This is a genomic window from Telluria sp. LT1R51-2, from assembly GCF_059685775.1.
The window spans coordinates 830,253-846,080 of sequence record NZ_JCASIM010000001.1; the positions used below are offsets into that span (position 1 = coordinate 830,253).

General features: G+C 64.7%; 12 protein-coding genes and 1 tRNA gene. 9 read left to right on the forward strand and 4 right to left on the reverse strand.

From position 1 onward, the window contains the following. Nucleotides 1-6: 6 nt before the first annotated feature. The 3 genes from AC56LH_RS03690 to AC56LH_RS03700 form a co-directional block, all read right to left on the reverse strand. Nucleotides 7-597, reverse strand: coding sequence for a hypothetical protein (locus AC56LH_RS03690; protein ID WP_499644136.1), 591 nt, complete (start codon nucleotides 595-597; stop codon nucleotides 7-9). A gap of 90 nt (nucleotides 598-687) precedes the next feature. After that, complete coding sequence (locus AC56LH_RS03695) at nucleotides 688-1,278, reverse strand: hypothetical protein (RefSeq protein WP_499644138.1); 591 nt, start codon at nucleotides 1,276-1,278, stop codon at nucleotides 688-690. Continuing rightward, entirely contained in the window at nucleotides 1,259-1,705 is a 447-nt protein-coding gene (locus AC56LH_RS03700) for a CHAP domain-containing protein (RefSeq protein WP_499644140.1), read from the reverse strand. Before AC56LH_RS03700 ends, AC56LH_RS03695 begins: the two co-directional genes overlap by 20 nt. A 365-nt stretch (nucleotides 1,706-2,070) precedes the next feature. On the opposite strand from AC56LH_RS03700, the gene AC56LH_RS03705 reads away from it, so the two are divergent. From AC56LH_RS03705 to AC56LH_RS03720, 4 genes are all read left to right on the forward strand, one after another. Beyond that, a complete protein-coding gene (locus tag AC56LH_RS03705; RefSeq protein ID WP_499644142.1) occupies nucleotides 2,071-6,369 on the forward strand; it encodes a hybrid sensor histidine kinase/response regulator in 4,299 nt (1,432 codons plus the stop codon). Between the two features lie 44 nt (nucleotides 6,370-6,413). After that, a complete protein-coding gene (locus AC56LH_RS03710; protein WP_499644144.1) occupies nucleotides 6,414-7,076 on the forward strand; it encodes a response regulator in 663 nt (220 codons plus the stop codon). A gap of 126 nt (nucleotides 7,077-7,202) precedes the next feature. Then, on the forward strand, nucleotides 7,203-8,840 hold the full coding sequence (locus AC56LH_RS03715; RefSeq protein ID WP_499644146.1) for an AMP-binding protein: 1,638 nt from the start codon (nucleotides 7,203-7,205) through the stop codon (nucleotides 8,838-8,840). Nucleotides 8,841-8,847: 7 nt separating this feature from the next. Further along, nucleotides 8,848-9,372 carry a MarR family winged helix-turn-helix transcriptional regulator gene (locus AC56LH_RS03720; RefSeq protein ID WP_499644148.1) on the forward strand — a complete coding sequence of 175 codons (525 nt, stop codon included), beginning with the start codon at nucleotides 8,848-8,850 and terminating at the stop codon, nucleotides 9,370-9,372. Nucleotide 9,373: 1 nt separating this feature from the next. On the opposite strand, the gene AC56LH_RS03725 is transcribed toward AC56LH_RS03720, so the two are convergent. Continuing rightward, nucleotides 9,374-9,448 (reverse strand) — tRNA-Arg (locus AC56LH_RS03725). A 228-nt stretch (nucleotides 9,449-9,676) separates the two neighbouring features. Here AC56LH_RS03725 and AC56LH_RS03730 point away from each other — a divergent pair. From AC56LH_RS03730 to AC56LH_RS03750, 5 genes are all read left to right on the forward strand, one after another. Further along, complete coding sequence (locus tag AC56LH_RS03730; RefSeq protein WP_499644150.1) at nucleotides 9,677-11,578, forward strand: ATP-binding cassette domain-containing protein; 1,902 nt, start codon at nucleotides 9,677-9,679, stop codon at nucleotides 11,576-11,578. Nucleotides 11,579-11,618: 40 nt separating this feature from the next. Further along, entirely contained in the window at nucleotides 11,619-12,362 is a 744-nt protein-coding gene (locus AC56LH_RS03735) for a CAAX prenyl protease-related protein (RefSeq protein WP_499644152.1), read from the forward strand. Nucleotides 12,363-12,398: 36 nt separating this feature from the next. Next, on the forward strand, nucleotides 12,399-13,616 hold the full coding sequence (epsL, locus tag AC56LH_RS03740; RefSeq protein ID WP_499644154.1) for an XrtB/PEP-CTERM-associated polysaccharide biosynthesis outer membrane protein EpsL: 1,218 nt from the start codon (nucleotides 12,399-12,401) through the stop codon (nucleotides 13,614-13,616). 207 nt (nucleotides 13,617-13,823) lie between these two features. Further along, entirely contained in the window at nucleotides 13,824-14,618 is a 795-nt protein-coding gene (epsE, locus tag AC56LH_RS03745) for a polysaccharide export protein EpsE (protein WP_499644156.1), read from the forward strand. Between the two features lie 193 nt (nucleotides 14,619-14,811). Beyond that, complete coding sequence (locus tag AC56LH_RS03750) at nucleotides 14,812-15,324, forward strand: MgtC/SapB family protein (protein ID WP_499648381.1); 513 nt, start codon at nucleotides 14,812-14,814, stop codon at nucleotides 15,322-15,324. Nucleotides 15,325-15,828: the final 504 nt, after the last annotated feature.

Here is a 15,828-nt window from a genome sequence, read left to right on the forward strand (position 1 = left end):
GGCTTTTTATTTTGTGAGACACAGAGTTCCGAATGCGTAGCGAAGCGCTTCCGGCAGCGTAGTCACATCGACGTATTGATTCAGGAGTTCGAGCCGGAGCTTGTCCTTGCCGCCATAGGCAGCAACAAGCCGGTTCGCATAGTCGATCATGAGACGCTGCTGAATGTCGCGCGAGTATTCCTCGGTGAAGTCGTCATCGGCCAGTCGGTAGGGGCCTTCGTGATCGATGATGACGCACGCTTGATGTTGCAGCATGATGATCGGCGCATATTCATCGGTGATATTGCGTGGGAAGTGCATATCGTCGACGCGGTGCCGAACCTCAGAGCTGTTGAGCAGGTAGTAGACCCGGCCGGAGGCGTCGCTGGCGCTGGCAAAAATGAAGAAGGTGCGATGTGGATTTCCTCCCTCGTCCAGCGCCGGGCACTCCTTGCGTAATGTTGACGGGAAGGGCGCGAAATGGATTGTGGCGGGTTCATACCGCAGGCGAAGGACGGGATCTTGCAGAATGCGTGGCAAGGGTTGGGCGCACAGCAATCCGCTCAAAGTACTGAACAGGATGGCGCAAACAAATGGCTTGATCGTGTTGGACGACATGGCAGCAGCCTCGCTATTCGTTGATTCTGGGTCTGATCGAGCATTTGACGGGCATGGACACGCGCGCCAGCGCCGGCAAGTTGGCGATCTCTATTTCGGCAGGCGCAAGTCCCTGAATGTATGGCGAAGCTCGTCGGGCAGCGTGTCGAGATCCACGCGCTGCTTCAGGATTTGCGCCCGAAGCTTCTCTTTGCCGCCGAAAGCCGAGGAAAGCCGAGCGGCGAAGTCGATTGCCAGCCTCTGGTGTATATCCTGGGGATATTCGTCATTGAAAACCGGACTCCTGAATGTTTCTCTGGCATCGTTATCGATGATCAGGCATTCCGGACCCCGGACCATCACGATCAATCCATGGCCACCAGTCGAATACTTGGGGAAATGAGGAGGCTCGGGGTTGTTCCGGATTTCGTACCCATGTAGCAGATAAAAGATTCGGCCCGCGTTGTCGCTTGCTTTGGCGAAGACGAAATGTACACCGACACTGTATTCATTGTCAGATAACGTGTCGCACCCGGCGATGGCCTGCAATGTTAGCGGCTCGAAACGTATCTTTGCCTGTTCATAACCCAGTTCAAGGAGCGGGTCGTGAAGGATTCGTGGCAGCGACTGTGCAAATAGAATACCGCTCGTGCTGCTGAACAATGCGACGGCGATGAGTTGCTTAAGGACGGTAGAACGCATCAGGTGGCGTCTTGATGCGGTAAGTTCGACCCGCCCAGAAGTCGCGCTGCTTGAAATCCGAGATCCAGATTTTTCCATCGTATGCAGCGATGTGTCCCGAAGGACTCTCAGCCGAATGGGGCTGGATAACAACCACGTCGCCTTTCATCGGGATAAAGATGTCAGAATTTTCAACGGTTAGCCGATGGAAACCAAGGCGCAGCAGCACGGGACCCCAATCCTTTGCATGGCCGGGGTGCCTTCCGTTCGTGGGCGCGCCACCAGCAGCCAGAGCCAGACGGACATATTTGGCACACATCCCCTGGCCGTATCTTTTCGCATTGTTCCGCAGATGCGTCGTGTACTTTTCAATATCAACTGGCATATCGATGCCTGCACGATTCTGTGCTGCGCCAGATTCCAGCGATAAGGATGGGCGAAGAGACATTGGCGAGCTCGTGAAACAGCGTGCCATGCCGAGTCATGGTGCCTGCCATACGTACTCCAAGGTTAGATGGAAGACGGATTTTCGGCCGGTACAAGCATCACGATGTTGGCGTTTCGCAAGACCAAGCGTCGGGTGGCAGCGATCCAGTGCGACTGGGGCACACAAGCGACAATCTGTGACAAATTCTTGCCATTTCTATCCCATATTTGCCTCAAGACAAGCAGAATTTGCTAACCTTCTGGCGTGGAGAACAAACAGAAAACCGGACCGAGCGTGACATGGCAAGGCGCACGCGCTGCCTGCCAGGGCGGGATTCTGCACGCCGCACGGCGCGGCGACGTGCCGGCCTTTTTCACGGCGTGACGATGCTGCGCGCGTTCCTGCTCCTGGCGCTGCTGGCGCTGACCACGCTGTGCGCAGCGCCCGTGCGCGCGGCGGCGCCCGAGCCCACCTTGCGCTTCGAGCACCTGTCGGTGCAGCACGGTCTGGCGCAGGAATCGGTGCTGTCGATCCTGCAGGATGCAGATGGCTTCATGTGGTTCGGCACCCAGTCCGGCCTGTCGCGCTACGACGGTTACCGGTTCGTCAATTACCGCAGCGAGATCGGCAATCCGCGCAGCCTGGCGAGCAACTGGGTGCGCGCGATGCTGCTCGACCGCCACGGGACCATGTGGCTTGGCACCGATGGCGGCCTGAATCGCTACGACCCGGCCACCCGCAGCTTCACGCTGCATGCGCCGAACGAACCGGCTCGGCGCGGCACCGGCAACCGCCAGATCAAGACGATGATCAGCGATGGCCAGGACGGCCTGTGGATCGGCACCGCCGACGGCCTCCAGCACTTCGACATCGACACCGGCAAGTTCACGGTCTGGCACCATGTTCAGGGCGACCCGCGTACGCTGCGCGACGACGGTATCCAGGCGCTGGCGCTGGGCGGCGACGGGCGCCTGTGGATTGGCAGTGCGGCAGGCCTGGACAGCTTGAGCGCGGACCGCCGGCGCATCGAGCACCATGCGTCGGACCTGCCGGAGCGTGCGCTCCCGGTGCATGCATTGCTGGTCGACAGCCAGCAGCGGCTGTGGGTGGGCCGCTACGGCGGACTCGAACGCCATGGTGCGGGCGGGCCGGGCAAGGGCGCGCTGCGCCGCTTCGGGGCCGGCGACGGCGTCGGCAACGAATGGATCACCACCCTGCACCAGGATGCCGACGGCACGGTGTGGGTGGGCACGCACGACGACGGCATGTACCGCTGGCGTGCACAGCGCGACCGCTTCGACGTCTTTCGCCATGCAATCGCCGATCGCTACAGCCTGGGCGACAATTTCGTCTCGGCGCTGTACCGCGACAATGTGGGTACGTTCTGGGCCGGTACCTGGTATGGCGGCGTCTCGCGCGTGGACCTGGGCGGGGGCGGCTTCGCCCGCATCGTCGGCCGCTCCGATGACCCCCATTCGCTGGCCGACAACAAAATCCGCGCGCTGCTGCAGGACGGCGACCATTTGTGGATTGGCTCGGCCACCGCGCTGCACCGGTTCGATCCGGCGACCGGCAAGGCCGACGTGTACCGGCACCAGAAGGACAATCCCAACAGCCTGATCGACGTGCCGGCGGCGGCGATCGTGCGCGATCGCGCCGGCCTGCTGTGGATCGGCAGCCGCTCGGGGATCACGAGCTTCGATCCGGCGACCCGGCGCTTCCGGCGCCAGGTGCTGCCGGGCGACGCCGACGCCAACCAGGTGCGTTCGATGCTGGTCGATCGCGATGATGTCATCTGGATCGGTACCCGTGGTGGCATGCACCGGATGGCGGCCGGCACGCGCGCGCTGACGAGTCTGCGCCATGATCCGGCGCGCTCGGCCAGCCTGACGGATGACTCGGTGCGGCCGCTGCTGGAAGACCGCCGCGGGCGTTTCTGGGTCGGCACGTTGTCGGGGCTGGAGCTGCTGGACCGCGCCAGCGGGCGCTTCCGCCATTTCCGCCACGATCCGTTCGACCCGAACAGCATCAGCCACAACGAAGTGCAGTCGCTGTTCGAAGACAGCCGCGGCGATATCTGGATCGGCACCGGCGTGGGCCTGAACCGCATGACCACCGGGCCGGATGGCGCGCTGAGCTTCACGCGCTACTCGACCCGTGATGGCCTGGTCGACGATGCCGTATCGGCCATCCTGGAAGATGCGGACGGGCGCATCTGGGCCAGCACGTCGAGCGGTATCTCGAGCTTCGATCCGGCCAGCGGGCGCTGGCGCAGCTACACGGCGGCCGACGGCATCAGCGAAGGCGCGTTCTTCGACACGGCGGCGCTCCGGACAACCGATGGCACGCTGTATTTCGGTGGCTTCAATGGCCTGACCGCGTTCGATCCGCGCGCGGTCCACGACAACCGCATTCCGCCACGCCCGACGATCACCGGGCTGCAGGTGTTCAACCAGCCGGTCGAGCAGGTCTTCCCGGGCCTGTTGCCGGGGCCGATCGAGCATGCCAGCAGCATCACGCTGCCATCCGACGCCGCCGTGATCACGGTCGAATTCGCTGCGCTGCATTTCGCTGCGCCCGAGCGCAACCGTTTCGCCTACCGCCTCGACGGATTCGATGCGGGCTGGGTCAATGCAGGTGCCGACAAGCGCTTTGCCACCTACACCAATCTCGATCCGGGCACGTATGTGTTCCGGGTACGCGCGGCCAACAAGGATGATGTCTGGAGCGAAGACGTGGCCGCACTGGCGATCACGATCGAGCCGCCGCCGTGGGGCACCGCGTGGTTCCGGATCGGCATGATTATCCTGATCTGCGGCGCGATCTACATCGGCATGCGGATGCGCTTCGCGAGCCTGCGCCACCAGAAAGAGCGCCTCGAGCATCAGGTCAGCGCGCGCACCGAGCAGGTCGAGCAGCAGAACCGCATGCTCGAGCACCAGACGCAGGAGCTGCGCGAGCAGGAGCGGCGCGGCCGCCACCAGAGCAACGAGCTGGCGCTTGCCTACCGCGCCTTGCAGGACAACGAGGAAGTGCTGCGTCAGGCCAAGGAGCGCGCCGAGGATGCGACGCGCCAGAAGTCCGAGTTTCTGGCCAATATGAGTCACGAGATGCGCACGCCGCTGGCCGGCGTGATCGGCATGCTGGGCTTCGCGCTGCGCGACCTGGCGCTGCGCGAGAGCACGCGCGAGCAGATCGTGCGCGGCCAGGCCAACGCCCAGGCCCTGCTGGGGATCATCAATGATCTGCTCGACTTTTCCAAGATCGAGGCCGGCAAGCTGACGGTGGAGCGGATCGACTTCGACCTGCACGCCAAGATGCGCAACGTGGCCAGCCTGTTCGACGAACAGGCGGCGGGGATGGACCTGGCGTTTTCGGTGCTGGTCGATGACAACGTGCCGCGCTATCTGGTGGGCGACCCGACCCGCGTGCGCCAGGTGCTGGTCAACCTGGTCGGCAATGCCTTCAAGTTCACCAGGGAGGGCGGGGTGACGATCCATGTCGAATGCCGGCCAAGCGACCAGCACGGGACGGGCGAGCAGCACATGATCCGCTTCACGGTGCGCGATACGGGCATCGGCATCCCGGCTGCGGCGGTGCCGCGCCTGTTCCAGAAATTCGAGCAGGCCGACACCACCACGACGCGCCGCTACGGCGGCACGGGCCTGGGACTGGCGATCTGCCGCCAGCTGGTCGAGCTGATGGGCGGGACCATCGGTGTCAACAGTGTCGAAGGCGAGGGCAGCGTGTTCTCCGTGCTGCTGCCGCTGCGCGACGGCGCCCCGCCTGCCCATACCCCGCACGTGACGCGCGCGCCGCACAGCCACCAGCTGACGGTCCTGTGCGCGGAGGATTTCCCGACCAACCAGGTCATCGCACGCCTGATGGTCGAGGAGATGGGCCATGCGATCGACATCGTCGGCAACGGCATCGAAGCGGTGGCGGCGTGCGCCCGCAAGCGCTACGACCTGGTGCTGATGGACGGGCGCATGCCGGAAATGGACGGCGCCAGCGCCACGCGCCTGATCCGCGCCGGCGGCCCGCCCGACGCGCCGGTGCTCGACCAGCACGTGATGATCGTGGCGCTCACCGCCAACGCCAGCGGCGAAGATCGCGCGCGCTACCTGGCCTGCGGCATGGATGCGTTTTTGACCAAGCCGATCGATGAAGCGGCGCTGCACCTGCAACTGGCGCGCGCGATCGAACGCCAGCTGCAGCGCGGGTTCCCGCTGCCACTGCTGGCGTATGGGCCGGTGGTTGCCATGGCACCAGTTGCGCCTGTGCCGGGCGCACCTGTGCCGGCCGCACCTGTGCCGACTGCGCCTGTGTCGGTGGCACCTACGCCGGCCGCCCTCGATGCGCTGTTCGGTGTGGAGGCGCCAGCGGCGCCGCCTGCCGCGCGGAGTGACCACCTGCGGCTGCGCCTGCGCGCTGCATTCTGCAACGACCTGCCGCGCCGGCGCGCCGAACTGGACGCCGCGCTGGCAGTCGACGACTTCGAGACCGCAGGCCGGATCCTGCATGGGCTGCGCGGCAGCGCTACTTATCTGGCCGAGCCGGCACTGGAAGCACTGTGCAGCGAACTGGAAGTGGCCGCCGACGGTCATGATGCCGGGCGCCTGCGCGCCGGCTTGCCGCTGCTGGCTGCGATCCTCGATACCTTCGAAACCGGGGAACCGTCCTGACACCTGCTTATAATGAAGTTCCTGAGGAATCTGGTGGAGACGTGATGAACGTGCTGGTGGTCGACGACGATGTGGTGGCGCGCATGATGCTGATGCATCTGGTGGACAGCTGCGGCAGCCATGCGATCGTCGAAGCCGAAGACGGCGCCGATGCCTGGCGCCAGTTGGCGGGTGGCCTGCAGCCCGACATCGTGTTCTGCGATCTGCGCATGCCGCATCTGTCCGGGATCGAACTGCTGCAGCGCGTGCGCCAGACCCCGCTGCTGGCGGCCCTGCCGTTTGTGCTGGTCTCGGCGGCCTCCGACAGCGCCACGATGGACGAAGCGGCGCTGGCCGGCGCCAGTGGCTACATCGTCAAACCATTTCGCCACGAGGATGTGCGCGCCCAGTTCGAGCGCCTGTTTGCGCCAACCGAGGCGAACGATGCGAACGATGAGGCGCCGGACGCGGTGGCGCGCCGGCTTGACATCGACCTTGATCGCCTGCGCTTGTATCTGGATGGCCTGGCGCGCCAGTTGCAGGCGGCGCAGGGCGGCCTGGCCGAAGGCGCCGAGGGCGTCGAACAGCTTGCGCGCCTGCGCGCCGGCTGCAGCATGCTCGGCCTGCACGGCGCTGCTGCAGCGCTCGGGCGGGCGCCGCTGGCGGCCGGCCTGATGGAGGCGCAGGTGGCAGTGATGCGCCAGATCGAACGCGCTGCGCGTGCATGATGCCGATGGCATGACGGCCTGCCAGATCTCCTCGCTGCCGGTGTGCTTTGGACTTACCCTATCCCGCGGGTGTGGCCTGACTAGCGCTGCCGGTCGGCTGCTTCGTTGTCAGCCGGGGATCACGCCATGAACGACGTCACCAGTGCCGCGTTGTCCCCGTCCGGCCACACCGATGGCTTCGCGCGTGCGCACTTGCCGCCCCCCGACACCTGGCCCGACTTCCTGTTCGACCTGCCCGAGCTGCAATACCCTGAGCGCCTGAACTGCGCGAGCGCGCTGCTCGATGACGCCATCACGCGCGGCTGGGGAGCGCGCACGGCGCTGATCGGCACGCGCGAATGCTTGAGCTACGCCCAGTTGCTGGCCCAGGTCGACCGCATCGCCCACGTGCTGTGCCACGATCTTGGGCTGCCTACCGGCAGCCGCGTGCTGGTGCGCGGCGCGAACTGCCCGATGATGGCGGCCTGCATTCTGGGCGTGATCAAGGCCGGCTGTGTCGTGCTGCCGACCATGCCGCTGCTGCGCGCACGCGAGCTGGGCGCCATTGCCGACAAGGCGCGCATCAATGCGGTGCTGTGCGCCGATGGCCTGGTGGATGCCATCGATGCACTGGGCCTGCGCGTGCCGGTACTGGTGTTCGGCGCGCCGGCGCCCGATGTACCCGGCGCGCTGGAAGAACGCATGGCGCGCCACGACGCCCCGTTCGTCGCTGCCGACACCGCGCGCGACGACGTCTGCCTGATCAGCTTCACGTCCGGCACCACCGGCATCCCGAAAGGGACCATGCACTTTCATCGCGACGTGCTGGCCATCTGCGACTGCTTCCCGCGTCACACGCTCGGTGCGCGCGCGGACGATATCTTCATCGGCACGCCGCCGCTGGCGTTCACGTTCGGGCTGGGCGGCCTGCTGCTGTTTCCGCTGCGCGTCGGCGGCGCGGGTGTGCTGCTCGAACGCCTGAGCCCCGAGGCGCTGCTGGCGGCCATCGCCGACTACCGCGCCACCGTGTGCTTCACGGCGCCGACCTTTTATCGCCTGATGGTAGCGCAGGCGGACCGTTTCGACCTGACCAGCCTGCGCGCCAGCGTGTCGGCCGGCGAGCCGCTGCCGCTGGCCACGCGGGCGGCCTGGCAGGCGGCGACCGGGCTGGCGATGATCGACGGTATCGGCGCGACCGAACTGCTGCACATTTTTATTGCCAGCGCGGGCGCGGCCATCCGGCCGGGTGCGACCGGCAAGCCGGTGCCGGGCTACCAGGCGTGCATCCTCGATGCCGACGGCATGCCCGTCGGGCCGGGCGTGATCGGGCGCCTGGCCGTGAAAGGCCCCACCGGCTGCCGCTACCTGGACGACGAGCGCCAGGGTGATTACGTGCAGGGTGGCTGGAACATCACCGGCGACGCCTACGAAATGGACGCCGACGGCTATTTCTACTACCGCTCGCGCACCGACGACATGATCATCTCGGCCGGCTACAACATCGCTGGCGCCGAAGTGGAAGAAGCGCTGCTGCACCATCCGGCGGTGGCCGAGTGCGCCGTCGTGGGGCGGCTCGACCCCGAACGCGGCCAGGTGGTCGAGGCCCACGTCGTGCTGCGCGCAGGGCGGGCGGGGTCGCACGAGCTGGCATGCGAATTGCAGGAATTCGTGAAGACGCAGATCGCGCCGTACAAGTACCCCAGGGCCATTTTGTTCAAGGAAAAACTGCCTCGCACCGAAACCGGTAAACTACAACGCTTTAAATTACGCACGAACGCAGATTGAGGACAGCATGCAGGAAGTGGATGGACGTGAAGAAGACCCAGCGATGGGCGGGGCAGCCGAGCTGGACATGGAAAGCCGCCTGACGGACGAACATCACCAATCGCTGCGCCTGTGGCTGCGCATGCTGTCGTGCACCACGCGTATCGAAAACGAAATCCGCAGCCGCCTGCGCACGACGTTCGACATCACGCTGCCGCGCTTTGACCTGATGGCGCAGCTCCAGCGCCATCCGGACGGCCTGCGCATGGGGGAACTGTCCAAGCGCATGATGGTCACAGGGGGCAATATCACAGGGATCACCGATCAGCTCGAACGCGAGCAGCTCGTGGTGCGGGTGCAGGATGTGAACGACCGGCGCGCGTCGGCCGTCAAGCTGACGTCAGCAGGGCGCGCGGCGTTCGACGAGATGGCGGCCGTGCATGAGCGCTGGATCGAGGAAATGCTGGCCGATGTGGCGGCGGACGACAAGGCGACGATGATCGCGTTGTTGTCGACCATGAAGCGCAGTTTGCGGGTGGATGACGGGGTGTAGCTGGTCCCCCCGACTGGAATCGAACCAGTATCCCACGCTTAGGAGGCATGTGCACTATCCATTGTGCTACGGGGAGGACGCCCGCGCCGCCAGGTGCTGACGGCGCGAAGCAGGGCAAGCCTGCAGTCCGGCGGGCAGGCCCCGCAGGGCGGGCTGGTACCGTGAACCGGTTGCAATTATAGCCGGGATCGAAATAGAAATGCAGGTTCATGCCCGGCAGTCGGTACAATGTGCCCCTTATTCAATCAACGCACCTTTTCCCCCCGCGCCTTATTTTCTTCGCGCGACGAAACGCATACCGATCATGGCTGTCATCTCCATTAGTTCCGCTCAACTTGCTTTCGGCCATGTGCCGCTGCTCGACCACGCTGATTTTTCCCTCGAGACCGGCGAACGCGTCGGCCTCATCGGCCGCAACGGCACCGGCAAATCCTCGCTCCTGAAAGTCATCTCGGGCCGTTCGCGCCTGGACGATGGCTTGCTGGTCATGCAGCAGGGCGTGACCATCGCCTATGTTGAACAAGAACCGGTGTTCGACCTGAGCATGACGGTGTTTGCTGTGGTTGCCGGCGGCATGGGCGACCAGCAGGCGATGCTGACCGAATACGAAGAACTGACCGGCAAGTTCGGCCAGGGCGACGACGACGCGCTAATGGAGCGCATGCATGTGATCCAGACCAAGCTCGATGCGAACGACGGCTGGAATCTGGCGCACAAGGTCGAGACCACGCTCGATCGCCTGAACCTGTCGGGCGACGCGCTGATGGGCACGCTCTCGGGCGGTATGCAAAAGCGCGTCGCGCTGGCCGTGGCGCTGGTGTCGGCGCCGGACGTCCTGCTGCTCGATGAGCCGACCAACCACCTGGACTTCACGTCGATCAAGTGGCTCGAAAGCCTGCTGCGCGAATTCCGCGGTTCGGTCCTGTTCATTACCCACGATCGTAGTTTCCTGGACAACGTTGCCACCCGCATCATTGAACTCGACCGCGGCCGTCTACTGTCGTTCCCTGGCAACTTCACGACCTATCAGGCGCGCAAGCAAGAACTGCTGGCCAATGAAGAAGTCGAAAACGCCAAGTTCGACAAGTTTTTGGCGCAAGAAGAAGTGTGGATACGCAAGGGCGTGCAGGCACGCCGTACCCGCGACGAAGGCCGCGTGCGCCGCCTGGAAGCACTGCGTTCGCAGCGCGCGGTGCGCCGCGACCAGCAGGGTCAGATCAAGCTCGACGTCGCCACGGGCGAACGGTCGGGCAAGATCGTTGCCGATCTCGAGAACATCTCGAAGATGTATGGCGACAAGGTCATCGTCGACAACTTCACCGGCACGCTGATGCGTGGCGACAAGGTTGGCCTGATCGGACCGAACGGCGCCGGCAAGACGACGCTGCTCAAGATTATCCTGGGCGAAGAAACGGCCGACAGCGGCAAGGTCCGTCTGGGCACCAAGCTGAATGTTGCGTACTTCGACCAGATGCGCACCCAGCTCAATGAAGAAGCCAGCCTGGCCGACACCATTGCACCGGGCAGCGACTGGGTCGAGATCAATGGCCAGCGCCGTCACGTGATGACCTACCTGAACGATTTCCTGTTCTCGCCGGAACGCGCGCGTTCGCCGGTCAAGTCGCTCTCGGGTGGCGAGCGCAACCGCCTGCTGCTGGCGCGCCTGTTCGCCAAGCCGGCCAATTGCCTCGTGCTCGATGAGCCGACCAACGATCTGGACATCGACACGCTCGAGCTGCTCGAAGAACTGCTCGAGGAATACACGGGCACCGTGTTCCTGGTCAGCCACGACCGCACCTTCCTCGACAACGTCGTCACGCAAGTGATCGTGGCCGAAGGCGCCGGCAAGTGGCGCGAATTCGTCGGTGGTTATACCGACTGGGAACGCGTCAAGGCGGCAGCGCCGGTGGCCCAGGCGCCGGTCAAGACCAGCGCCCCGAAAGCGGACGACACGGCAGCCCCGGCCGCCAAGAAGGTCAAGCTGAGCTACAAGGAGCAACGCGAACTGGAAGAATTGCCGAAGCTGATCGCGACGCTGGAAGACGAACAGTCGGCCATCACGGCGCAGCTCAATGGCCCCGACTTCTACAAGCAGAACCCGGCCGACGCCAAGCGCATCAATGCGCGCTTTGCCGAAATCGAAGACTTGCTGCTCGACGCACTCGAGCGCTGGGAAACGATCGAAGCGCGCTCGCGCGGCGTGTAATCAACAAGGGGCGGGCAATGACCGGGCAGGGCGACTTTTCATGATTGACAACGACGAATCGCGCAGCGCCCGGCCAGCCGGCCCCGGCGTCGGGACTGCGACCCCGGCGGCCGACGAACCCTTCCTGACCCGCGCCGCCTGGGCGCGGATCCTGCCATTCGGCACTTATATCCTGTTCATGGTGATTGGCGACCTGCTCGAACGCATGGGCATGAGCCGCGCCGACCTGCGCTGGCTGTATCCGGTGCAGGCCGGCGCCGTGCTGGCGCTGCTCGCTGTGTTCTGGCGCCAGTACGACGAGCTGCACCGGTTCGGCCTGCGACTCTCGCACACGCTCGTTGCCATGGTCGTTGGCGTCATCGTGCTGGTGTTGTGGGTCAATCTGACGCTGCCCTGGATGACGCTCGGCAGCTCGCCCGGCTACGATCCGCGCACCGGTGGCGAGATCGACTGGCTGCTGGTGACGCTGCGGATCGCTGGCGCGGCGCTGGTCGTGCCCGTCATGGAAGAATTGTTCTGGCGCTCGTTCCTGATGCGGTGGGTTGAACACGCCAACTTCAGACTCGTTGATCCGGCGCGTATCGGCTTCAAGGCGTTTGTGATCCCATGCGTGCTGTTCGGCTTTGAACACACGCTGTGGCTGGCCGGTATTGTGGCCGGCGTGGCCTATGGCGTGTTGTATATGAGGCACCGCAACCTGTGGTCGCCCATCCTGGCCCACGCTGTCACGAATGGGTTGCTGGGCGTCTGGGTCGTCTACACAGGGGGCTGGCAATTCTGGTGATTTCTCCGGTAGCACGACCCGTGGAAGACGACGACCATGCCAGCCCCTTCAGCGTTGCATCGCCTTTCGCCGGTCGCGCTCTGCGCCGGCGCCTTCTGGTGTTTTCCCGCAGGTGCGGCGTCCACGGCGCCAGCTGAAAGCCTGCAACTGCTGGCTGGTATCGGCTGGGCCCACGACGACAATCTGTTGCGCCAGGCCGATGGCGTGTCCGCATTCGGCAACGGGCGCAGCGACAGCTACCGCACGCTGGAAGCGGGTGTGGTGCTCGACAAACAGATCAGCCGCCAGCGCCTTGCGGCCACGGCCAAGGTGTCGAAGACCGCGTTTGATCGTTTCAGGCAACTCGACTACACCGGACGCAACCTGCAAGCCACGTGGTTCTGGGAACTCGGCGACCAGTTTGCAGGCCATCTCGCGGGGCTGTATCTCGAGACGCTGGCGCCGTACACCGACTTCAACAGCGACCAGCGCAACCTGCGCCAGCAGCGCCGCCAGGAAGCCGATGCCGGCTGGACCTTGCACCCGAGCTGGAAAGTGCGCGTTGGTGCCGTGCGCGACAAGGCAAGTTACGACCTGGCGATCCAGCGCTTCAACAACCGTACCGAAACCACGTTGGAAACCGAGCTGCTGTACCAGCCGAGGGGCGGCAGCGCGCTGGGCCTGGTCGCGCGCCGCATCAAGGGCCGCTATCCGTTCCGGCGTCCGTCCATCGCCACGGGCCTGAACGACGATTTCACCCAGGACGAACTCAAGCTGCTCGTGCACTGGCTTGCCACGGGCTCGACCACGGTGCAGGGCCTGGCCGGGTATGTGCGGCGCGAACAGCCGTCGTACGGCGCGGGCGCCACCAGCGGCGTGAACGGCCGCGTCGATGTGGTCTTCACGCCGCGCGGCCCGGTCAGCTATCAGGCGGGTGTGTGGCGCGACTTCGCACCGGTCGAAAGCCCGTTGGTGAGCTACACGTTGAACCAGGGCGCCAGCATCGGCGTCAACTGGGCCGCCAGCACCAGGGTGGCAGTCGAGGCCAGCGCGCTCTACGAGCGGCGTCGCTCCACGGGGCGGGGCGACTTCACCGGCGCCGATGCGCTGCGCGACGCGCTCCGCTCGGCCAGCGTGCGCGCGGTGTGGCAGGTCAGGCCAAAGGTGAAGGTCGTCGCTGGGTTTGCCCACCAGGCACGCAGCGCAGCGGCGCGGCCTGGTACCGGCCAGTTCGATGCCAACGTGGTGGAGGTGACTGCCAACCTGCTGTTCTGACCGGCGCCCTGACGGCCATGTGTTGTCGCGCGAATGACGCGCATCGATTGCGCTTGCGCCAGCTCAGTCAACGCAGCCGCTTTTGACGGAACCGATGGGTTGCAGGCGCGTCGAATGACATGTCAGGCAGATTTTTATGGGACGGGGGCAGCGGTCCCGGCCAGGCACAAACACCGTGCAACGATCACCAATGCGGATGGAGGCATCATGAAGCGTGTCGTCATATGGATCGCTGGCCTGGCGGTGATGCTCGGCATGGGTATTGTCACGGCCGGCGCGGCCGACGTGCTGCTGGGGCCGGGCGACGTGGTCAAGCTGTCGGTGTACGGCAGTCCCGACCTGTCCCTTGAAACCCGTGTCAGCGAAAGCGGGCATCTGACGTTTCCGATGCTGGGGCAGGTGGCCGTGGGCGGCATGCCGGTGGCGACGGCCGAAAACACCATCGCAGCCCTGCTCGAGAAGAGCGGCTATCTCAAGCATGCGCAGGTCAACATGCTGGTGACGACCATGGCGAGCCAGCAGATTTCAGTGCTCGGCCAGGTGAACCGGCCCGGCCGCTATCCGGTGGAAGGCCGCCGCCGCGTACTCGACATGCTGGCGCTGGCAGGCGGCATTCACAGCGATGGCGGCGACATGATCAGCCTGGTGCGCACCCGCGACGGCAAGACCCTGCGCGAGACCATCGATGTGGTCGACATGGTGCGCAAGGGCGAACTCGACAGGGACGTGGAGGTGGCCGGCGGCGACATCATCTTCGTCGAACGGGCGCCGCGCGCGTATATCACCGGTGAGGTCAGTCGCCCGGGGCCATTCCGGCTCGAACGCGGCATGACGGTGCAGCAGGCATTGTCGGCGGGCGGTGGCCTGAGTCCGCGCGGCAGCAGCAACGGCATCCGCATCACGCGCAGGGATGCCGGTGGGCAATCAGTCTCGCTGGACGCGCGCACTAGCGATATTGTCCAGGTCGATGACGTGATCGTCGTGCGCGAGAGCTGGTTCTAGCGCGTCGCGGCTGGCTGGTGATACCGGGCGCGGCGAGGGAGCTGGCTTGCATCACCGGCTGCCGCCTTGCCACCTCGCCACCTTGCCATCGCATTCTCTCGCATCAAACACAGCCCCAACAGGCGAGCGTGGCGACACCCTTCTTGCATGGATGGCATCATTTCCTTGAACAATGTGATCAAGGATGGAGGGCATGCGCGTGTGGTGGACAGAAAGCTTGCAGACGATTCAACGTGAATTTTCCGATCTGGGTGACGCTGAGGATGTGACGGTGCTCGTCGTGCGTCTGCTGGTGGCGTCCGTCCTGGGTGGCCTGCTCGGTTACGAGCGCGAAACGAAGGGCGCTTCGGCCGGCCTGCGCACCCACATGCTGGTGTCGGTCGGCTCGGCGCTGTTCGTGCTGATTCCGTTACAGGCCGGGATGTCGGTCCAGGACCTGTCCCGTGTGTTGCAAGGGGTTACGGCCGGTATCGGCTTCCTTGGGGCTGGCGCCATTCTCAAGCAGCGCGATAACAACGACGTCAAGGGTTTGACGACGGCCGCCAGTGTCTGGATGACCGCCGCCATCGGCGTTGCCGCCGGCATGGGGCGCGAGGGCACAGCGGTACTCAGTGCGCTGTTCGGCCTGATTATTCTCGCGTTCATACGTTCGCCCAACAAGCGCAGCGCCGAGTTACTAGATAACGTTGACACTAAACAGCGCTAACCCGCGCTCTTTGCGAGGTGATGTCCCTCCGCACCTTCGCGCGCTTTAGAGACAGGAATAATGCCACTGACCCGCTATTGCACCGGCTAAATTTTTGTTGTTAGCGCACCATCGACGGGGCCGGAGCAACTTACCTGATGTCGTTTGAATCGCGGCATCCGGTGTCACGAGGTGAGCGCCACCCGCCGTCGAAAGGTGCTCGCCGAGCCAGGATTGGCTGCTGCACGCCCCCGTCATGGACGTGCTGATTCCAATAATCGATGCCGTTCCCCACCGGGCAATTTGCAGGTCTGCGCCACCGTGCACGCGTCCTGAATCGTGCGTGGCGTCCTCTACGGAAAAATGTATGATCGGAAAAATTGTGCCTTTACCAAGTGCTCGGGCGCGATCGTACCGGAATGGCTGGGCTGCGGTCGTTGCCCGTGCCAGCGCAAGGGCGCCGGTCATCGGCGACGGACCACACTAGACTGCAAGCCATGCCGGTCATGGCAGACGATGTTGCGA